Below are 19,973 nucleotides of genomic sequence, written 5' to 3' on the forward strand. Positions count from 1 at the left end.
CGGGATCTTAGGAAAGGATAAGTATGGGAGCCCAGATCCGGGTCTACCGCCAGAAGATCAGCTCGACGACGTCGATGCGCAAGATCTTCAAGGCGATGGAACTGATCGCTACCTCGCGCATCGGCAAGGCCCGCGCACGCGTAGCAGCTTCACTGCCTTACGCAAACGCGATTACGCGTGCCGTTTCTGCTGTCGCAAGCCAGAGCGAAATTGACCACCCGCTGGTCACCGAGCCGGCGCAGATCCGCCGGGCCGCCGTCCTGGTTATTACCTCGGACCGTGGCCTCGCAGGATCATACTCGGCGAGCGTCCTCAAGCAGGCCGAAGGCCTCAACGAGCTGCTCCACGAGGAAGGCAAGGAAGTCAAGACGTTCCTGGTCGGCCGCAAGGGGCAGGCGTACTTCGACTTCCGGAACCGTCCGTACCACCGCGTATGGACCGGCAACACGGATGCACCGGAGTTCGCGACCGCTCGGGAAGTCAGCGAAGCACTGCTGGCTGACTTCGCCGCCGCCTACGAAGAGGGCGGCGTCGACGAAATCCACGTCGTCTACACCCGCTTCAAGTCGATGGTGACCCAGGAGCCGACGGTCGTCCGTCTGCTGCCGCTCGAAGTTGTCGAAGAGACGGCCGCGTCCGAATCGGACCTGCTGCCCCTCTACGAGTTCGAGCCGGAAACGGAGCAGGTTCTCGATGCCCTGCTGCCGCGCTACATCGAATCACGTATCTTCGCCGCCATGTTGCAGGCAGCAGCTTCCGAGCTCGCAGCCCGCCAGCGGGCGATGAAGTCCGCCGGCGACAATGCGACGGACCTCATCAAGAAGTACACGCGTCTGCGCAACACTGCCCGCCAGGCTGAAATTACGCAGGAGCTTTCCGAAATCGTGGCCGGTGCCGACGCGTTGAACGCGTCCTAGCCAGCCCGGGTCCGGATCCAGCTGTACCTGCACTAAAAGATAAACTTAACCCCACGCCATCTACTGAGTGAAGTGAGAGAGATGACTGCCACTGCTACCGAACACGTAGCCGCAACGTCCGGTGCTACCGGCCGTATTGCACGTGTTATTGGCCCGGTTGTCGACGTCGAATTCCCGGCTGACGCAATCCCCTCGATTTACCACGCACTCACCACCGAGATCACTCTCAACGGTGAGACCAAGACCATCACCTTTGAGGTTGCCCTGCACCTGGGCGACAACCTCATCCGTGCCATCTCCCTCCAGGCCACCGACGGACTTGTCCGCGGTACCAGCGTGGTGGACACCGGTGCCCCGATCTCCGTGCCGGTGGGCGACGGCGTCAAGGGACACATCTTCAACGTGCTGGGCCAGCCCCTCGACGTTGCCGAGTCCGAACTCCAGATCACCGAACGTTGGCCGATCCACCGCAAGGCTCCCGCCTTCGCGACCCTGGAAGGCTCCACGGAGATGCTGGAAACCGGCATCAAGGTGATCGACCTCCTCACCCCGTACATCAAGGGTGGCAAGATCGGTCTGTTCGGTGGTGCCGGCGTCGGCAAGACCGTGCTGATCCAGGAAATGATCACCCGTGTTGCCCGCAACTTCGGTGGCACCTCGGTGTTCGCCGGTGTCGGCGAGCGTACCCGTGAAGGTAACGACCTCTGGGTCGAAATGGAAGAGGCAGGCGTCCTCAAGGACACCGCCCTTGTATTCGGCCAGATGGACGAGCCGCCGGGAACGCGTCTGCGCGTGGCACTGTCCGCCCTGACCATGGCGGAGTACTTCCGCGATGTGCAGAACCAGGACGTGCTGCTCTTCATCGACAACATCTTCCGCTTCACCCAGGCAGGTTCCGAGGTCTCCACCCTCCTCGGCCGCATGCCGTCGGCCGTGGGCTACCAGCCCAACCTGGCTGACGAGATGGGTCTCCTCCAGGAGCGCATCACGTCCACCAAGGGCCACTCCATCACCTCGATGCAGGCCATCTACGTTCCCGCAGATGACTACACCGACCCGGCTCCGGCCACGACCTTCGCACACCTCGACGCGACCACGGAACTTTCCCGTGAAATCGCCTCCCGTGGTCTGTACCCGGCCGTTGACCCGCTGACGTCGACCTCCCGCATCCTGGATCCGCAGTACATCGGCCACGACCACTACAACACGGCCGTCCGCGTCAAGCAGATCCTGCAGAAGAACAAGGAACTTCAGGACATCATCGCCATCCTCGGCGTTGACGAACTCTCTGAAGAAGACAAGATCGTCGTGTCGCGTGCACGCCGCATCCAGCAGTTCCTCTCGCAGAACACCTACACCGCCAAGCAGTTCACCGGCGTCGAAGGCTCCACCGTGTCCATCAAGGACACCGTTGAAGGCTTCACCGCGATCTGCGACGGCGACCTCGACCACGTAGCAGAGCAGGCGTTCTTCAACGTCGGCGGCCTGGACGACGTCGAGCGCCAGTGGGCCAAGATCCAGGAACAGACCAAGTAATATGGCTGAGCTTGAGGTTGAGATTGTCGCAGCGGACCACTTCGTGTGGTCCGGAGCGGCCAAGATGGTCAAGGCCCGCACCAGCGATGGTGAAATCGGAATCCTGCCCGGCCACTCGCCCCTGCTGGCGATTCTGGCCGAAGGTGAGCTGGCAATCGAGCCGGTGTCCGGTGACCGCATCTCTGTAGTTGTTGACGGCGGGTTCTTCTCCGTCGACAACAACAGGGTGGTCATTGTTGCTGACAACGCCCAAATGGGCGAAGCGGCTACTGCGGGGATCCGCTAGCACGACCTTGATGAACGATATTGGTTTGCCGTTCATCGTCCTGGCAACTGCGTTTGCGTTGCTGGTCTTTGCACTGTGTCTTTCGGGGGTGCGCCGCTTCAATCTGCGGCGTGCCCTCGGCACGGTGGACGCCTCCATCTGCACGGCTGGAAAAAGCTGGCAGATGGGGGTTTGTCGTTATCAGGACAACGAGCTCGAGTGGTTCCGGCTGGTCTCACTGAGTGTCCGTCCCAAGCACACCTTCCGGCGCAGCTCCCTGGAGCTGCTGGGCCGGCGCAAGCCCACCGAATCAGAGCTCCTCAAAGTCCAGCCTGACGCCGTGATCGTGGAGCTTCGCTACGAAGGCCAGGAGGTCCTTCTTGCGATGCGGTTCGACGCCTACACGGGATTGTCTTCCTGGCTTGAGGCCGGACCGGTCATCGGCGTCGGCACCTGGCGCTAGCGCCTGTGGACGCATCATGGCTGGGCGTCTGGAAACAGGGCGTGCGCCGGACGCTGGCGCATTTCCGGGCTGTACCGTTCACTCTGACAGTCCTCACGGCCTTCCTTGCCATCGGGGCGCTCACGGGCAGTTTCCTGTCCGGGCCGCCGCACGCGTTGCTGCCCATTGCTTCCGTCAGCGCCCCGGGCCTGAAGGCAGGGCACTGGTGGTCGCTGTTCACCTCCCTGTTCTTCGCCACCAATCTGCTGGCCTACCTCGCCGCGTCGCTCATGATCCTGCTGCTGCTGGGCCTCGCCGAGCGGCATCTGGGCACGCTCCGGACGGCCGTGTTCTTCTTCGTGGGCCAGTTCGCGGCTGTGACCCTGTTCCTGCTGATCACGCAGCTTGCCCGGTACCTCGGCGACGGCTGGCTGGGCCTCATGGTCAGCGCCCGGCTGATCGGCCCCTACGCGGCCGTCCTTGCCGTCGTCCTGGCGGCCAGCGCGCTTCTGCCGACGCTATGGCAACGACGCCTGCGGACCGCCGTCGTGTCCGTCTCCCTACTGCTGGTGCTTTACGTGGGCCATGCGGAGACTGTGGTGGGGCTCTGCGGGGCACTCGCCGGCCTGGCCGCGGGCTGGTGGATCCAGGGCGACCGGGGCACCCTGCACCGCCACCGTTCAACGGGACGGGAAACGCGGAACCTGCTGGCCCTCACGGTGACCATCTTCGCGGTGGGACCGATCCTTACTGCCGTTGTCAGCAGTCCCACCGGGCCCCTTGCCTTGTTGCGCGACGTCGTGCTGAACCCGTTGCCCACGCTGAGCCAGCTGGAGGAAAACTGCGGCGGTACCGTTGACGTCAACTGCCTGGAGGCCGGCCGTGCCGGTTTCGCCGGTCCGCTCGGCCTCGCGCTGGCGGTCGTCCCGGTGGTCCTCCTGCTGATCTGCGCGGACGGCATGCGGCAGGGCCGCCGGCTTGCCCTGCGGATCGCCATCATTGTCCAGCTGGGGGTGACGGCCCTGGCCGCCGTGTACCTCGCCCTGTTCGCCCGCATTCCGCACTATCCCAACCGGCCCCGCCCGGCCGTGATGGGCTCAGGCTTCGTCCACGTCCTCCCGCTCGTGGCCGTTCCGCTGCTGGTCGTGGTGCTGCTCTGGTTCAACCGGCGGCAATTCAGGGTGGAGACGGCGCCGCAGGCGCGGCGGACCCTGGCCCTTGTGGTCGGCGGCACGTGGCTGGCGCTCACCGGCGCCTACACGGGGGCGTGGCTGGCGGCAGGCGGGATGGACCGCGACGGCGGGCCGCTGGGCCTGGTGGCGGAACTGGCCCGGCAGTACCTGCCGCTGCCCATTCCCGGCGCCTACAGCCGGCTGTTCCAGAACCGCAATGCCGTCGAGGCCTTCTTGTTCGCCTATGCCGGCATCATCTTCTGGGGCGTCGCCCTGGCCGCGGTCTGGCTGGTCCTGCGGCGGCGGCTTCACGGTACCGGGATGAACAGTACCGACGTCGGTTCCTGGGACCGGGACACGGCCCGTGAGCTCATCCGCCAAGGCGGCGACTCGCTGTCCTGGATGGCGCTCTGGGAACCGAACAAATACTGGTTCACGCCGGACCGTCGCGGCGGGATCGCCTATCAGCAGCACGGCAACGTGGCCCTGACGCTGGCCGGACCGTTCGGACCCGCGGCGCTCCATCAGGAGACCGCAGCCGGCTTCATGCGTTACTGCGCCGAGAACGCCCTGATCCCGTGCTTCTACTCCTGCACCGACGGACTCTGGCCGATGCTGAGTGCCCGGGGCTTCCGCAGGGTGGCCGTGGCCCAGGAAACCAGGCTTGCGGTGCGCGAACTCGAGTTCAAGGGCAAGCAATGGCAGAACGTCCGCACAGCCCTGAACCGTGCCGCGAAGACCGGCGTCCGGGCCGTCTGGGGCCGCTACAGCGGGTTTCCGGCCCCGCTGCGCGCCCAGCTCAGCGAGGTCTCCGAAGAATGGGCGGCTCAAAAGCACGTCCCCGAAATGGGTTTCACGCTCGGCAGCATGGACGAGCTCGACGACGACGAGGTGCTCTGCTGCCTGGCCGTGGACGCCGCGGGACGGGTGCACGGCGTCACCAGCTGGCTGCCGGTGTTCGAGGACGGGCGGATCGTGAGCTGGACCCTGGACTTCATGCGCCGGCGCGGGGACGCTTTCCCCGGCGTCATGGAGTTCCTCATCGCCTCCGCCGTCCAGGAGCTCAAGCGCACCGTGGAGGTCATCTCCCTGTCCGGCTCACCGCTGGCCAAGGACCGCTCCGGAGACGATGCGGGGGAGCGCGAAGGCGACGACGGCGGCGGTGCCTTGGGTGGTGGCCCGGGGGGAGGAAGCGCGGGGGCCGGCGACGCGGGGCCGGGGGACGGCGGACGCGGCGACGCGGGACCGGAGGGCCTGGCCGGAATCCTCGACGTCGTGGGCCGAGCCCTGGAGCCGGTCTACGGCTTCCGGTCGCTGGCAACCTTCAAATCGCGCTTCAAACCCGACTACCGCACGCTGTACCTGTATTACCAGGATCCGCTGCAGCTGCCCGCGATGGGCCGGGCCCTGAGCCGGGCGTACCTTCCCGGGTTATCCGTCCGGCAGAGCGCACGCCTGCTGCGGACCCTGGTGCGCTAGCGCATTTGCGTCGCGGCAATTCGGGCCAGCATTGGTTCCGCCGCAGCGGCGCCCGCGCAAAAGCAGTGCGGCCGAAACAGGGAGCCCAACAATGCAGGGCGCCTAACAAAGCAGGGCGCCCAACAATGCAAAAAAATGATCCCCGGCACTAATGCCGGGGATCATTTATTGCGGGAATTGCCGTAGCAGTTCCCTGCGGGAGACTAGACCAGCGTCACGCCGGTAGCCTGGGGGCCCTTGGCGCCCTGGCCGATCTCGAATTGAACGCGCTGGTTCTCGTCGAGGGTCTTGAAGCCGCCGGTCTGGATCTCGGAGTAGTGAACGAAGACATCGCCATCGGAGTCATCCGGGGTGATGAAGCCGAAGCCCTTTTCTGCGTTGAACCACTTGACGGTTCCCTGTGCCATTTGTTTCTCCTCATTGTGGATCTTGAATAAGTCCGGCGCACTTCACACCGGCCTTGGTCACTCTGCGAGAAGAACCTTGGCTTCGGGCCCGGATCCCGGACCGTGGCGGCAGGAGCTTCACGCTCGCAACATGTCTTGCGAGCATGAAAAAACACCTACACAAAGACTCGTATAAGAATTTCATGACACTTGCGTCAGGTCAACGGGCGCAAGCGAGAATTGCATAAATTTTGTGCAAAGAATCCCTTAACGCGAATCTGCGCCCGGAAAAGCCTGCCGCGGGACGTACTCAGAAGAGCCGGGACTCGCTGTCGTCAACGCCGCGCATGGCGTCGTAGTCCAGGGTGACGCAGTCAATTCCGCGGTCCTTGGCGAGGACCTTGGCCTGCGGCTTGATCTGCTGGGCCGCGAAGATCCCCCGGACCGGTGCCAGTAGCGGGTCCCGATTGAGCAGTTCCAGGTAGCGGGTGAGCTGTTCGACGCCGTCGATGTCACCGCGCCGCTTGAGCTCAATGGCCACGGTGGCGCCGTCGGCGTCCCGGGCGAGGATGTCCACCGGGCCGATCGCGGTGAAGTATTCGCGGCGGATCAGGGAGAACCCTGTGCCGAGCAGTTCAATCTGCGCGGCCAGCAGCCGCTGGAGGTCCGCCTCGACGCCGTCCTTGATCAGGCCGGGATCCTGGCCCAGTTCGTGGGAGGTGTCGTGCAGCTGCTCATGGATGTTGATGATGAGCCGGTCATCGGTCTTGGCGGACTGGACCGTCCACTGCTCGATGACGCCGACCTCGACGTCGACCTCGTCCGGGGTGGAGACCCGCAGCGAGGCAGGCGGGCTCATCCAGTTCAGCGGCTTGTAGGACCCGCCGTCGGAATGGACCAGGACCGAGCCGTCGGCCTTGACCAGCAACAGCCGGGTGGCCAGCGGGAGGTGGGCTTTGAGGCGGCCGACATAATCGACGGAGCAACGGGCTATGACTAAACGCACCCGGTCCACTCTACCGTCTGTGCCGGCGGAGCAGGGAGGCAGCCGGGCTGGGGCAGAATGGAACCATGCCGCGTTCCAACCGACCCCGTCGCACAGTGTCAGGAAAGACCGTGTCAGGAAAATCAGGCTCCGGCGCCAAACACGGAGCCAGGAACGGTCCGGCGCCGGAACTTGATCTGGAGCGCGCACGCTCGGGTTTTGCCCGCCGGGAGAGCGCACCGGACGGCGAATGGATGGTCCGCTCCATCACCGCAAGCCGTGCCGAGAAAACCTACATCTGCCCCGGCTGCTCCACGGCCGTGCTGCCCGGGATCGCCCACCTCGTGGTCTGGTCCGAGGACCACCTCTTTGGCGCCGCCGCTGGCCTCGCGGAGCGCCGGCACTGGCACAGCAACTGCTGGCGGTCACGGACGTACTGGTACCGCTGACGGGTAGGGGTAACAGGTATCGCCAAGCGTTATAGCTAAGCTTGTCAGCATGACTTTTGATCCGGCGTCGTACGTCTTCACCCAGCCGTCCGCGCCCACCCCCATCCGCGCTTCCACCGTCCTGCCGGCCCGCCGCGAGAACGTCGAACTCCGGACCTCGGACGGACACCGCCTGGTGGGCGAGCTGGCGGTCCCGGAATCGGGCGAGATCAAGGCAACGCTCATTACGCTGCACCCGCTGCCGACGCACGGCGGCTTCATGGACTCGCACGTCTACCGAAAGGCGTCCTACCGGCTGCCGGCCCTGGCCGGGATCGCCGTGCTGCGCTTCAACACCAGGGGCACGTCCTCGCCGCGGGGGACCAGCGGGGGCGCCTTCGAGGAAGGCGTCGGCGAGCGGCTCGACGTCGAGGCCGCCGTTCGGTTCGCAGTGGACCGCGGCCTGCCGAACCGATGGCTCGTTGGCTGGTCCTTCGGTACCGAGCTCGCCCTCATGTACGGCGCCACGGAGCCGGTGGCCTCGGAGATCGAGGGGGCTGTCCTGCTCTCACCCCCGCTGCACCGGGCCACGGACGTGCACCTGAAGGAGTGGGCCGAGGCCGGCAAACCGATCAAGGTGCTGGTCCCCGAACACGACGACTACCTGCAGCCCGCGGCGGCAGCGGAGAGGTTCGCCGTCGTCCCGCAGGCCGTAGTGGTAGGCGTCGAGGGCGCCAAGCACCTGTGGGTGGGGGAAAAGTACGCCGGGCGCGTGCTTAACGAAATCGTGGACGAGGTCCTCCCTGGACGCGCCGCGAGAGGCAGTGCCGGAACCGGAAGCGCCGGAACCGTGCTGCCGCAGGAATGGGACGGGCCGGTGGCCACGGCGCACGCCTGATCAAAACCGCACCGGAAAAGGACAGCCGCACCGTGGATCCACGGTGCGGCTGTCCTTTTCCGGTGCGAAAACGACTTAGCGGTTGTCCTGGCGGGCGATGAAGATCTCCTTGAGCAGCAGTAGGACCGCCGCCGCAGTGGGGATGGCGATCAAGGCGCCGAGCACGCCGAGCAGGCTGCCGCCGGCGATGACCGAGATGACGGCGACGGCACCGGGTACTGCCACGGCTTTCTGCATGATCCGCGGCGAGATGAAGTAGGCCTCGAACTGGAGGTAGGCGAAGTAGCAGATGGCGAACACGAGCGCCGTCTGCCAGCCGGCCGTCAGCGCAACGAGTGTCACCAGGCAGCCGGCAATCATGCCGCCCACGAGCGGGATGAACGCCAGTAGGGCCACGACGAACGCGAGCAGTGTTCCGAACGGCACGCCGATGATGGACATCACGATGAAGGCGAAGGTGGCGTTCAGTACCGCCACAGCGGCCTGGCCGATCACGTAGTTGCCCACCGAGCCGGTGATTTCCTCCGACAGGGCTTGAACCCGGTGGCGGCGCGAGCGCGGCGCGAGCCGGTAGCCCCATTTCTTCATGGCGGGCAAAGCCGCGAGGAAGTACAGGCTCAGGACCAGCACGATCAGCGCGCCGAACAGCCCGTTGGCCACCGTGGAGCCGAAGCCCACAACGCCGCCGAAGATTCCGCCCATGGCATCCGGGTTGTTGACGAACTTCTCAAGCTCCTGCGTGATGCGGTCCCGGATGCCGAACTGCTGGTCAATGCTCCGGAAGAAGTCCGAGTCAACGAACTCCTGGACCCACTTCGGCGCCTGCTGCACAATTTGCGTCACCTGCTGCACGATCGTGGGGATCAGGGTGGCAAAAAACGCCGCGACCGCGAGGGCCAGGGTGGCAACGGCCATGAGGATGCCGGCGGCCCGGGGGACGTTCTTGCCTTCGAGCCAGCGCACCACCGGGTCCAGTCCGAGGGTGATGAACAGCGCCGTGACGATCCACAGGAGCAGCTGGGTGGTATTCGAGCCGATCCAGTAGACCAGGAGTGCGACGCCTACGCCCACCGTGCCCATGAAGCCCATATATAGGGGATGCTGGGCGGACATCCGGGGGCCGGGGCTGCCGAAGCGTCCGGCGTCACCGGCCTCGGCTGCCCCTTCGTCCCCGGCCTCGTGCTCCGGAGGCATTTCGAAGCGGAGCCGCGGCTGGGCTCCCGGCAGGGGCTGACGCAACCGCCGGGCCAAGGACAAAAGCACGCCGGCGGCGGCCACCCGGGGGCGGGAGGCAATCGGCTGCGGGGCAGGATTCTGGCTGCCGGATTCCTGGGCTTCTTCCGGTCCTGCGGAGGACGAATCCGTATCTTCAGTCACTGCGGTGAATGCCCTTAATTCTCTGCGGCGCCATGGCGGCTGCGCTGGTGTGATGATCACCGCAAACACTATCAGCAGGCTTGTCAGCTCAAGGGCGGGGCGCCGGCGCGGGGGCCCCGGACGGGGGCGGGCCGGGCCGCCGATCTGACTCGCGGGTAACAAAACGGTTACTATTGAAGCTACGTGTCCGCTGATGATTGGTGTATTTTGCGTTTCAAGACTGCAGTCGCCCTGGTGCTGCTCGGCCTCCTGACACTGCTGGCTGGAATTGGCCAGAAGACCTTTTGGGCTCCTCCGGAGACCATCACGGCCACCGCTCCGGCCGGTACTGCGGCGCCGCTGACCGTCTTCGACGAGAAGCTGAGGACGCTGCACCCCGGGACCGTGAAGATCAACGTCAAGGGCGAGGGCAGCTTCATGCTGGCGGCAGGACGCCCGGACGACGTCAACGCCTGGGTGGGCAAGACCGCGCACAACACGGTCGCCGGCGTGTCCGACGACGGCACGGCGCTGCAGCTGACGCATACCGACGGCGAAGCAACCGCGCCGTCGCCCGCCGGATCGGATCTTTGGGTCACCACCGAAAACGCCAGCGGTGAAATGAACTATTCCTGGAACGCGCCGGCAGACGGCGACTGGTCCCTCCTTCTCGCAACGGACGGCACCAAGCCCGCCCCGAGCACCATCACGATGACCTTCCCGAACGACACCTCCACGCCCTGGGCCATTCCGTTCATGGTGCTCGGCGGCCTGCTGATCATCGCCGGCGTGGCACTGCTGGTCCTCAAGCCCAAGGCCGGCAACCGGAGCTCCGGCACCCCGACCGGCGGGGGTGAGGGCAGCCCGTTCGCCCGCCGCGCGCAGGCCAAGGCCGCGGCACGCCGCGGGAGCCGGGGTTCAACCGGCGGCACGCTGCCGGCCGGCCCCGAAGAGACTGCCCCCGACACCGCGCCGCAGCCGGCCACGCCTGAAAAGACCGCGCCTGAAAAAACCGCGCCCGAAAAGACCACGCCGGAACAAACCGTGCGTGAACAAACTCTGCGTGAACAAACTGTGCCCGAGCAGAAGCGGGGTGCCCGCACCGCACGCCGAACCGGCGTCGTGGTTGCCGTGTTGACGGCCGCCGCCGTCACCGGAACCTCCGTGGCAGCCCAGGCCAGCCAGACGCCGGTCCCCTCGCCGAGCGCCAGCGCCCCGGCATCCAGTGCTCCGGCTGCCAGTGCCCCTGCCTCCGCCAGTGCGACTCCGGGCACCTCCGGTCCGGACCAGGCCGCCGATGCCCCGGTACTCCTGGACGCCCAGTTCCGCCGCGTCCTGGAACAGGTTGCCGGTGCCGTCGATGCCGGCGACGCGGCCAAAGACGCCGCCAAGCTGCAGCCGCGCGTGGCACAGTCCGAGCTCGAGGTGCGTACGCAGAATTACAAGATCCGGTCCCAGGTGGGCTCCTACGAGGCCCGGATGCCGGTCCGCTCCACGAAGCTCCTGACCACCGTGGTCACCAACAAGCGCAGCTGGCCCCGGTCCGTCATGGCCGTGACGCAGGGCGAAGGCAACGTTGTCCCGCAGGTGCTGACCCTGACGCAGGCCTCCCCGCGGGATAACTACAAGCTCGTCAGCAGCACGCCGCTGCAGCCCGGAGCGACGTTCCCGGCGATCGGGCGGGGCGGCACCGAGACGCTGGCACCCTCGGACAAGTCGGGCCTGCTGTACAGCGGCGAGGAAGCGCTCGCCGGGCTGGGTGACCGCCTGACCAAGGCCGACTCCGCCTTCAAGGACAAGCTCGTCGAAGGCCAGTCCTCCCCGTACATCGCCGACACCCTCGCCTACCAGGCCGACGTCGTCACGTCCGGCGTCAACGGCACCTTTGCCTTCACGCACAAGGTAGCCCCCGAGAACACTGTCGTGTTCCGTACGGCCGACGGCGGGGCGCTGGTCCTGGGCCGCCTGAACTTCTCCTTCGACGGCACTCCGAAGGCCGAGGGAGACAAGCTCACGATCGGCGACGACGCGGCTGCCCTGGCCGGCGGCAAGGAGACGAGCACCGGCATGGTGCTCAACTTCGCCGAGTCGGTGGCGGTCTATGTTCCGCCGGCCGGGTCCAAGGATCCGATGAAGCTCGTGGCCGCCACCCGCGGCCTGGTCGGGGCGGCTTTCAAGTAGCCGCCACCGGCGGCGCGGGTGGCGCCGGGCGGGGCTTCAATGGCTAGAGTGGAGCTATGACAACGCCAGCTTCCCGACCGGTCCCGCCAGTTGCCGCCAACCCGCTGAACCTGCGCGGCGCCGTCGATCTCTCCGCCCTGAAACAGCGCCCCGCGCCGCCGGCTGCAGGTGCGGGCCGGACAGGCTCCGCCGACGCTCCGCCCGCTCCGGCAGCCGTCGGGGCCGAGCACGCCAATCGTCCGCTGCGGGTAGACGTCACCGAAGGCAACTTCCAGGAACTGGTGGAGCTCTCGGCGCAGGTGCCCGTGGTGATCGCCCTGTGGGCCTCCTATTCGCCGGACTCCGGGCAACTCGTGGGCATCCTGGAGGACATCGTCGAAAGCTACGACGGCCGGCTGGTGCTCGGCGCCGCGGACATCGACGCCTTTCCGCAACTGGCCCAGGCCTTCCAGGTCCAGGCCGTGCCGACCGCCGTCGCCGTCGTCAAGGGCCAGCCCGTCCCGCTCTTCCAGGGCGGTGCCGACGAGGAGCAGGTGCGCAGCCTGTTCGATGAACTCCTCAAGGTCGCCGCGGCCCACGGGGTGACCGGACGGATCGGCGCCGGCGGTCCCGGCAGCGGGGAACCGGAGGCTCCGCCGCTGTCGCCGCTGCACCAGGCCGCTTTCGACGCGATCGAGGCCGGCCACTACGACGCGGCCGCCGCCGCCTACCGGCAGGCCCTGAACGAGATGCCCTCCGACGCCGAGGCCAAGGCCGGGCTGGCGCAGGTGGAACTCATGGCACGCCTCCAGTCCTTTTCCGGGCCCGACGCCGACGCCCTCCGCCGGCTCGCCGCCGATGAGCCGGACAACCTCGACGCCCAGCTCGGCGTCGCAGACCTGGACATCGCCGGCGGCCACATCGAGGACGGCCTCGGCCGGATCGTGACGTTCATCGGCCGGAACTTCGGCCCGGAACGGGAGACCGCCCGGGTCCGGCTGCTCGAACTCTTCGACGTCGTGGGCACCGGCGACGAGCGCGTCGCCAAGGCTCGTCAGGGACTGGCCCGGGTGCTGTTCTAGTGGGATCCGCACTCTTCACGCCGCTGGAGCTGAGGTCCCTGCGGCTGCAGCACCGCGGCTGGGTTTCCCCGATGTGCCAGTACAGCTGTGAGCCCGAAACCGGCGAGGGGGTGCCCACCGACTGGCACCTCATGCACCTGGGCTCGTTCGCCACCGGGGGAGCGGCCCTGATCCTCACCGAGGCCAACGCCGTGAACGCGGCGGGCCGGATCAGCCCCCGCGACGCCGGCATCTACAACGACCGCCAGGCCGCGGCCTGGGAGCGCATCACCGCCTTCGTGCACCGGCACGGCACTGCGGAGACCAGGATCGGCACCCAGCTGGCGCACGCCGGCCGCAAGGCGTCGTCCTACTGGCCGTTCTCCGGAAAGTCGGGCAGCGTACCGGCTGCCGAGGGCGGCTGGGACACCGTGGGCCCCGGCACCGGTGCCTTCGACGGCTACGCGCCGCCGTCGGCCATGACTGACGCGGAGATTGACGGCGTGATCGCCGATTTCGCCGCCGCCGCCGTGCGGGCCGTCGCTGCCGGTTTTGACACAATCGAAATCCATGGCGCCCACGGCTACCTGCTGCACCAGTTCCAGAGCCCGCTCGTCAACGACCGCACGGACCGCTGGGGCGGGGACGAGGCCGGCCGGAACCGGCTGACGCTTGCCGTGGTGGACGCCGTCCGCGGCGTCATCCCCGACTCCATGCCGCTGCTGCTGCGGATCTCGGCCTCCGACTGGGCGCCGGGCGGGATCGACGCCGAGGCCTCGGTCCGGCTGGCCGGTGCCGCCGCGGAGCATGGAGTGGACCTGGTGGACGTTTCTTCCGGCGGCGCCGTGGCGCACCAGCAAATTCCGATCGGTCCCGGCTACCAGACCGGGTTCTCGGCCCGGATCCGGCGCGAAACCGGGGTCAAGACCGGCACGGTGGGACTCCTGACCTCGGCCGGGCAGGCCGAGCACGCGGTGGCCACCGGCCAGGCCGACGGCGTGTTCATCGCCCGGGCCGCCCTGCGGGATCCGCACTGGTGGCTGCGGGCAGCGTTCGAGCTCGGCCACGACCTTGCCTGGCCGCCGCAGTACGAGCGCGCCATACCCCGGCATTCGTTCTAGAACTCGACGGTTGTGGGTGCGGGTTGTTGCTGCGGGGTGCGGTTGCGGGCGCGGGGGAAGCTACGCCTTGCGGACGATCCTTTTCGCGACCGGGGGCGGTTAGTCTAGCGTCATGACTTACCAACCCCCTGACCAGCAGGGACAGCCAGCCCCGCACGGCCCGTCCGCGTCGACGGTCCCTGCTCTGTCCCTGCTCGGCCTCGCCAAGCGCTTCGGCGACAAAATCGCCGTCGACGGCATCACCCTGGACATTCCTGCCGGATCCTTCTACGGGGTCGTCGGCCCCAACGGCGCCGGCAAGACCACCACCTTGTCCATGGCGACGGGACTGCTGCGCCCCGATTTCGGGACTGCGCTGGTCCATGGCGTGGACGTCTGGCAGCATCCGCTGGAGGCCAAGAAGCTGATGGGGATCCTGCCCGACGGCGTCCGGCTGTTCGACCGCCTCAGCGGCGAACAGCTCGTCACGTACGCCGGCCTGCTGCGCGGCATGGACAGGGACACGGTGACCGCGCGCGTGGCGGAGCTGCTGGCAGCCCTGGACCTCGGCAACGACGCCGGCACGCTGGTGGTGGACTACTCCGCCGGCATGACCAAGAAGATCGCCCTGGCCTCGGCACTGATCCACGCGCCGCGGCTCCTGGTCCTGGACGAACCCTTCGAATCCGTGGACCCCATCTCCGCGGCCAACATCCGCGACATCCTGGACCGCTACGTCGCCTCCGGCGGAACGGTCATCGTTTCGAGCCACGTCATGGACCTGGTCCAGCGCATGTGCGATCACGTCGCCGTCGTCGCCGGCGGCCGGGTCCTCGCAGCCGGCACGGTGGAGGAAGTCCGTGCCGGGGCGAGCCTCGAGGACCGCTTCGTGCAGCTCGTGGGCGGCCGCAACCACACGGAGGGACTGGAATGGTTGCGCACCTTCTAAGGCTCAAGCTGACCCTCCTGCGCAACAGCGTGAGGCGCAGCCCCTGGCAGCTGGTGGGCCTCGGCATCGGCACCCTGTACGCCCTGGGAATCGTCGGGCTCCTGGTGGCCGGGCTGCTGCTCCTGCGCGGCCAGGAGATTGAGCTCGCCCAGACGGTCGTGGTCCTGGGCGGCGCGGCAGCACTCCTGGGCTGGGCCATCATCCCGGTCGCGGTCTCTGCCGCCGACATGACCCTGGATCCGGCCCGCTTCACCACCTTCGCCGTGCCCATGCCGCAACTGCTGGCGGGGCTGGCGCTGGGCGGCCTGATTGGCATACCGGGCCTTGCCACCTCCATCGTCGCGCTCGCCACTGTGGGCACCTGGTCCCGCAGCGTGCCCGCCGCGGCCGGCGCGCTAGTGGGCGCGGTGCTGGGCGTGCTGAGCTGCGTCGTGCTGTCCAAGGTCGTGACCACCGCGACGGCAGGGCTGGCGAGCTCCCGGCGCTTCAAGGACATCAGTGCCGTCGCCTTCCTCATCCCGCTGGTCCTCATGGGCCCCATCGTGGCGGGCATCGCGAAGGGAATCGCAGGTTCAGGCGACTTCCTGGCCAGCTTGGCCCGGACACTGTCCTGGACACCCGCCGGTGCGGCCTTTTCGCTCGGCGGCGAGCTCGCCGCCGGCCACTACGGGGCAGCCGCCGTGAAATTCCTCATCGCGGTGGCCACGCTGGCGGGGCTCGCCCTGGCCTGGAAGGTCCTGCTGCAGCGTGCCCTGGTGACCCCGCCTTACGCGGGAACCTCCAAGCGCCGTTCCGGCGGTCCGGGCCTGTTCGGGGTGCTCCCGGCGACCCCGGCCGCGGCCGTCGCCGCGAGGTCTTTGTACTACTGGCTGCGCGATCCCCGCTACGCCGGCGCCCTCGTCGTCGTGCCGCTCCTGCCCGTGCTGTTCCTGTTCCAGGGCAGCCAGAGCGGGTTCTACGGCCCGTTCCAGTTTGTCGGTCCGCTGACGGCTTTCCTCCTGGCCTGGTCCATCTCGACGGACGTGTCCTACGACAGCACCGCGTTCGCCCTGCACGTGGCTACCGGAGTGCGCGGCGCCGACGACAGGCTCGGCCGGGCTTTGGCGTGCCTGAGCTTTGCGCTGCCCGTCGTGCTCCTGTTCAGCGTGGGGCCGTTCTTCGTCACGGGTGACTGGGCCAAGCTGCCCGCGGTCCTGGGGCTGTCGTTTGGCGTGCTGTTCAGCGGGCTGGGCCTGTCCTCCGTGGTCTCGGCGCGCTACACGGTGAGCGTCCCGCTGCCGGGAGACAGCCCGTTCAAGAAACCGCCGGGCAACGTGGCCCAGACCCTTGCCGTGCAGCTCGGCGGCATGGCGGTTCTCATGGTCCTCGTGGCGCCCGAAGTGGCGCTCGTGGCCGCACAGTTCATCACAGGCAGCACCGTGCCCGGCTGGATCGCCCTGGTCCTGGGGCCGGTGCTGGGGCTCGCGCTGTTCGCCACCGGGGTCAGGGTTGGCGGAATCTGGCTCGACCGCCGGGCACCGGAGCTGCTGGCACAACTGGCCGTCAACCGCTGACGGGTGCATGCTGGGAGTGCGCAGACCCGAACGCCAGATAAGCCAGGTGAAGGCAGGGATTATGGAAGTTGTCATCCTTCCGGGCAGCAAGCAGATCGCATCGCTGGCGGCCGATGCGGTGGAAGCCTTGCTTCGCCGCAAACCCGGGGCCGTCCTGGGCCTGGCGACGGGCTCCACCCCGTTGCCCATCTACAGCGAGCTGGCGCTGCGGCACGAGCGCGACGGGCTGGACTTCAGCCAGGTCCGGGCCTTCGCCCTGGACGAGTACGTGGGACTCCCGGCGGACCATCCGGAGTCCTACCGCCAGGTGATCGCCCGCGAATTCACCGCCCGGGTCAACATCAGCCCCGCCAATGTGCACGTGCCCGACGGCGCCGCGGCAGACATCCCCGCGGCCTGCCAGAGGTTTGAAGACGCCATCCGCGATGCCGGGGGAGTGGACCTGCAGCTCCTCGGCGTCGGAACCGACGGCCATATCGGGTTCAACGAGCCAGGCTCGTCCCTCGCGTCCCGGACCCGGATCAAGACCCTGATCGAGCAGACACGCCGGGACAACTCACGGTTTTTCGGCAACCTCGCCGAGGTCCCCCACCACGTCCTGACGCAGGGTCTGGGCACCATCCTGGACGCCCGCCACGTGATCCTCGTCGCCACCGGCGCGCAGAAGGCCCAGGCCGTCCGGGATCTCGCGGAGGGCCCGGTCTCCGCCATCTGTGCAGCGTCGGTGCTGCAGCTGCACCCGCACGCCACAGTCCTCGTGGACGAGGCGGCGGCGTCCTCCCTGCGGCTGGCCGATTACTACCGCCACAGCTATGACCATAAACCTGCCTGGCAGGGCCTCTAAGCCCGGCCGCCGGCATCGCGCAGCCCCGCCGCGGGCGCCGCGCGGGTCCGGCCGCGCGCTTCCAACGGCTAAGATGGGTGTCATGACTAGCATGACCGATCCTCTCGAAAACGACCCGATGCGCGAGCTCTCCGGAGCCGGGACGTCAACGGCCACGATCGAGCGCGAGGAACTGCGCCAGGAAGTGGAGCCCGGTGACCGGGAGCGCTTCTCGCACTACGTGCGCAAGGAAAAGATCATGGAATCCGCGCTGACCGGCGAGCCCGTGATCGCGCTCTGCGGCAAGGTCTGGACGCCCGGCCGCGACCCCCAGAAGTTCCCGGTGTGCCCCGAATGCAAGGAAGTTTATGAGGGCCTGCGCCCCGGGAACGACGGCGGCAAGGGCTCCGGCGATAAATAGCGGCACGTGAGGGCTAGCGGACCGCACAGGATCCGTTAGCCGTCACGGTGCGGCGCTTCTGTAGTCCCCGGAAGCGCCCTGTAGTGCCCGTGCAATGTTCCTCTACGGCAGCGCGCCGCTGCGCTGCCGCGAATTTGTACTGCCCACGGTCCATCCGAAAAAGATTGGTGTTTTTGTGCTTAATTGGGTTTCTCCGTCGGCTGCAGCCATGCGCGGATGGGGGGCGCCCCAGTGACAGAGACACTCTTCGGCGGACCCACGCTTCCCCCCGCCTATCCCGAGCGGGCCGCCTGGGGCACCGCCCCGAAGCTGCGCGCCTGGCAGCAGGAGGCGCTGGACAGCTACTTCAGCACCCATCCCAAGGATTTCCTTGCCGTCGCCACCCCCGGCGCCGGCAAGACCACGTTCGCCCTGCGGGTGGCGTCCATGCTCATCGAGTCCGGCGTCGTGAACCGCGTGACAATCGTGGCGCCCACCGACCACCTGAAGCGCCAGTGGGCCGACGCCGCCGCCAAAGTGGGCATCGCGATCGACCCGAACTTCAAGAACGCCGACGGCCAGCACGGCCGCGGGTTCATCGGCGTCGCCGTCACGTACGCTCAGGTGGCCAGCAAGCCCATGCTGCACCGGGCCAAGACCGAGGCCGCCCGCACGCTGGTGATCCTGGACGAAATCCACCACGGCGGCGAGGCGCTGTCCTGGGGAGACGGCCTCCGCGAGGCGTTCGACCCCGCGGCCCGCCGGCTGTCCCTGACCGGTACCCCGTTCCGCTCCGACACCTCGCCCATCCCGTTCGTGGAGTACGCCGAAGACCGGGACGGGATCCGCCGCTCCAAGGCCGACTACACCTACGGCTACGGCAAGGCGCTCCGGGACCACGTTGTCCGCCCCGTCATGTTCATGGCCTACTCCGGCCAGATGCGCTGGCGCACGAGCGCGGGCGATGAAATGGCCGCCTCCCTGGGCGAGTCGGCCGTCACCAAGGACATCACCTCGCAGGCCTGGCGCACCGCGCTGAACCCCGCCGGCGAATGGATCCCCGCCGTCCTGGCCGGAGCGGACAAGCGCCTGAGCGAAGTGCGGCGGAGCGTCCCTGATGCCGGCGGCCTGGTCATCGCCACCGACCACGAGGACGCCCGGGCGTATGCCGGCCAGCTGAAGAAGATCACCGGCGAATCGCCCACGGTCATCCTCTCCGACGACGCCAAGGCCTCCAACAAGATCGAGGAATTCTCCGCCGGCGACAAACGCTGGATGGTGGCCGTGCGGATGGTGTCCGAAGGCGTCGACGTGCCGCGGTTGTCCGTCGGCGTCTATGCGACCTCGACGTCCACCCCGCTGTTCTTCGCCCAGGCCGTGGGCCGCTTCGTGCGTGCCCGCAAGCGCGGAGAAACGGCGTCGGTGTTCCTGCCCTCGGTGCCGCAGCTGATGGCGCTGGCCAACTCCATGGAGGCCGAGCGTGACCACGCCCTGGACCGCCCGGAGAAGGACGATGGCGACGGTCTGTTCAATCCCGAGGACTCGCTCATGGACGAGGCCAACCGTGAGGAGAAGGCCTCCGACACACTGATGAAGGGCAAGTTCGAGGCCCTCGACTCGCAGGCGTCCTTTGACCGCGTGCTCTTCGACGGCGGCGAGTTCGGCACCGGCGGCGAGGTGGGCTCGGAGGACGAGCTCGATTTCCTCGGAATCCCCGGACTGCTCGACGCCGAACAGGTCGGCACGCTGTTGCGCCAGCGCCAGCACGAGCAGCTGAACCGCAAGAACAGGCGCGCCCCGCAGGCCGGTGCCGCGCCCGAGGCGGCAGTGCCGGCCGTGCCAGACCACCGGATGCTCATGGACCTGCGCACCGAGCTGGCCAAGAACGTGGCGGCGTGGTCTGCCCGGACCGGGACCCCGCACGGCGTCATCCACACCAAACTCCGGACCGTCTGCGGCGGCCCCGCCGTCGCCCAGGCCAACGAGGAACAGTTGCAGACCCGGCTGCGGAAGCTTCAGGACTGGTTCATCGGGCGGAAATAGCCGCCCGCGCCGCTCAGCAG

The 19,973-nt window shown here is 67.7% G+C and carries 18 protein-coding genes; 15 read left to right on the forward strand and 3 right to left on the reverse strand.

The features are described from left to right. The first annotated feature begins 23 nt into the window (after positions 1-23). From ACVWYS_RS05550 to ACVWYS_RS05570, 5 genes are all read left to right on the forward strand, one after another. Entirely contained in the window at positions 24-917 is an 894-nt protein-coding gene (locus tag ACVWYS_RS05550) for a F0F1 ATP synthase subunit gamma (protein WP_091253400.1), read from the forward strand. 81 nt (positions 918-998) lie between these two features. Next, positions 999-2,453: a F0F1 ATP synthase subunit beta gene (gene atpD / locus ACVWYS_RS05555; protein ID WP_091253402.1), complete on the forward strand. Its 1,455-nt coding sequence runs from the start codon at positions 999-1,001 to the stop codon at positions 2,451-2,453. A gap of 1 nt (position 2,454) precedes the next feature. Then, positions 2,455-2,739: a F0F1 ATP synthase subunit epsilon gene (locus ACVWYS_RS05560; protein WP_091253404.1), complete on the forward strand. Its 285-nt coding sequence runs from the start codon at positions 2,455-2,457 to the stop codon at positions 2,737-2,739. A gap of 10 nt (positions 2,740-2,749) precedes the next feature. Next, positions 2,750-3,181, forward strand: coding sequence for a DUF2550 domain-containing protein (locus ACVWYS_RS05565; protein ID WP_091253406.1), 432 nt, complete (start codon positions 2,750-2,752; stop codon positions 3,179-3,181). A gap of 5 nt (positions 3,182-3,186) precedes the next feature. Next, positions 3,187-5,811, forward strand: a complete 2,625-nt coding sequence (locus ACVWYS_RS05570) for a bifunctional lysylphosphatidylglycerol flippase/synthetase MprF (RefSeq protein ID WP_456508634.1) — start codon at positions 3,187-3,189, stop codon at positions 5,809-5,811. A gap of 203 nt (positions 5,812-6,014) precedes the next feature. Here ACVWYS_RS05570 and ACVWYS_RS05575 read toward each other — a convergent pair whose 3' ends face one another. Further along, positions 6,015-6,218, reverse strand: coding sequence for a cold-shock protein (locus tag ACVWYS_RS05575; RefSeq protein WP_011692441.1), 204 nt, complete (start codon positions 6,216-6,218; stop codon positions 6,015-6,017). A 289-nt stretch (positions 6,219-6,507) separates the two neighbouring features. Next, positions 6,508-7,203: an endonuclease NucS gene (nucS, locus tag ACVWYS_RS05580; protein WP_116766621.1), complete on the reverse strand. Its 696-nt coding sequence runs from the start codon at positions 7,201-7,203 to the stop codon at positions 6,508-6,510. Between the two features lie 65 nt (positions 7,204-7,268). Here nucS and ACVWYS_RS05585 point away from each other — a divergent pair, with 65 nt between their 5' ends. Next, positions 7,269-7,631 (forward strand): ATP/GTP-binding protein, encoded by a 363-nt coding sequence (locus ACVWYS_RS05585; RefSeq protein WP_116766483.1) that lies wholly within the window; start codon positions 7,269-7,271, stop codon positions 7,629-7,631. A 49-nt stretch (positions 7,632-7,680) separates the two neighbouring features. Beyond that, positions 7,681-8,508: an alpha/beta hydrolase gene (locus ACVWYS_RS05590; RefSeq protein ID WP_456509443.1), complete on the forward strand. Its 828-nt coding sequence runs from the start codon at positions 7,681-7,683 to the stop codon at positions 8,506-8,508. A gap of 75 nt (positions 8,509-8,583) precedes the next feature. On the opposite strand, the gene ACVWYS_RS05595 is transcribed toward ACVWYS_RS05590, so the two are convergent. Continuing rightward, on the reverse strand, positions 8,584-9,885 hold the full coding sequence (locus ACVWYS_RS05595; RefSeq protein WP_456509444.1) for an AI-2E family transporter: 1,302 nt from the start codon (positions 9,883-9,885) through the stop codon (positions 8,584-8,586). 207 nt (positions 9,886-10,092) lie between these two features. Between ACVWYS_RS05595 and ACVWYS_RS05600 the strand changes: the two genes are divergently transcribed. The 8 genes from ACVWYS_RS05600 (at position 10,093) to ACVWYS_RS05635 (ending at position 19,953) form a co-directional block, all read left to right on the forward strand. After that, a complete protein-coding gene (locus ACVWYS_RS05600; RefSeq protein WP_456509445.1) occupies positions 10,093-12,045 on the forward strand; it encodes a hypothetical protein in 1,953 nt (650 codons plus the stop codon). Positions 12,046-12,101: 56 nt separating this feature from the next. Continuing rightward, positions 12,102-13,106: a co-chaperone YbbN gene (locus ACVWYS_RS05605; RefSeq protein WP_456509446.1), complete on the forward strand. Its 1,005-nt coding sequence runs from the start codon at positions 12,102-12,104 to the stop codon at positions 13,104-13,106. Continuing rightward, entirely contained in the window at positions 13,106-14,206 is a 1,101-nt protein-coding gene (locus ACVWYS_RS05610; RefSeq protein ID WP_344368171.1) for an NADH:flavin oxidoreductase/NADH oxidase, read from the forward strand. The genes ACVWYS_RS05605 and ACVWYS_RS05610 overlap by 1 nt, the downstream gene beginning before the upstream one ends. 112 nt (positions 14,207-14,318) lie before the next feature. Further along, on the forward strand, positions 14,319-15,134 hold the full coding sequence (locus tag ACVWYS_RS05615) for an ABC transporter ATP-binding protein (protein WP_456509447.1): 816 nt from the start codon (positions 14,319-14,321) through the stop codon (positions 15,132-15,134). Beyond that, entirely contained in the window at positions 15,116-16,687 is a 1,572-nt protein-coding gene (locus ACVWYS_RS05620) for a transporter (RefSeq protein WP_344368168.1), read from the forward strand. The genes ACVWYS_RS05615 and ACVWYS_RS05620 overlap by 19 nt, the downstream gene beginning before the upstream one ends. Before the next feature lie 61 nt (positions 16,688-16,748). Further along, positions 16,749-17,531 carry a glucosamine-6-phosphate deaminase gene (gene nagB, locus ACVWYS_RS05625; protein ID WP_456509448.1) on the forward strand — a complete coding sequence of 261 codons (783 nt, stop codon included), beginning with the start codon at positions 16,749-16,751 and terminating at the stop codon, positions 17,529-17,531. A gap of 82 nt (positions 17,532-17,613) precedes the next feature. After that, positions 17,614-17,931 (forward strand): DUF3039 domain-containing protein, encoded by a 318-nt coding sequence (locus tag ACVWYS_RS05630; RefSeq protein ID WP_370122952.1) that lies wholly within the window; start codon positions 17,614-17,616, stop codon positions 17,929-17,931. Between the two features lie 231 nt (positions 17,932-18,162). Continuing rightward, positions 18,163-19,953 (forward strand): DEAD/DEAH box helicase, encoded by a 1,791-nt coding sequence (locus ACVWYS_RS05635; protein WP_344368164.1) that lies wholly within the window; start codon positions 18,163-18,165, stop codon positions 19,951-19,953. The last annotated feature ends 20 nt before the right edge of the window (positions 19,954-19,973 follow it).

This window comes from Arthrobacter sp. TE12231, assembly GCF_054062895.1.

Coding starts and splice junctions, on each gene's coding strand:
- ACVWYS_RS05550 (WP_091253400.1), top strand. CDS start 24: ATGGGAGCCCAGATCCGGGTCTACCGCCAGAAGATCAGCTCGACGACG.
- atpD (WP_091253402.1), top strand. CDS start 999: ATGACTGCCACTGCTACCGAACACGTAGCCGCAACGTCCGGTGCTACC.
- ACVWYS_RS05560 (WP_091253404.1), top strand. CDS start 2,455: ATGGCTGAGCTTGAGGTTGAGATTGTCGCAGCGGACCACTTCGTGTGG.
- ACVWYS_RS05565 (WP_091253406.1), top strand. CDS start 2,750: ATGAACGATATTGGTTTGCCGTTCATCGTCCTGGCAACTGCGTTTGCG.
- ACVWYS_RS05575 (WP_011692441.1), bottom strand. CDS start 6,218: ATGGCACAGGGAACCGTCAAGTGGTTCAACGCAGAAAAGGGCTTCGGC.
- ACVWYS_RS05585 (WP_116766483.1), top strand. CDS start 7,269: ATGCCGCGTTCCAACCGACCCCGTCGCACAGTGTCAGGAAAGACCGTG.
- ACVWYS_RS05590 (WP_456509443.1), top strand. CDS start 7,681: ATGACTTTTGATCCGGCGTCGTACGTCTTCACCCAGCCGTCCGCGCCC.
- ACVWYS_RS05605 (WP_456509446.1), top strand. CDS start 12,102: ATGACAACGCCAGCTTCCCGACCGGTCCCGCCAGTTGCCGCCAACCCG.
- ACVWYS_RS05615 (WP_456509447.1), top strand. CDS start 14,319: ATGACTTACCAACCCCCTGACCAGCAGGGACAGCCAGCCCCGCACGGC.
- ACVWYS_RS05620 (WP_344368168.1), top strand. CDS start 15,116: ATGGTTGCGCACCTTCTAAGGCTCAAGCTGACCCTCCTGCGCAACAGC.
- nagB (WP_456509448.1), top strand. CDS start 16,749: ATGGAAGTTGTCATCCTTCCGGGCAGCAAGCAGATCGCATCGCTGGCG.
- ACVWYS_RS05630 (WP_370122952.1), top strand. CDS start 17,614: ATGACTAGCATGACCGATCCTCTCGAAAACGACCCGATGCGCGAGCTC.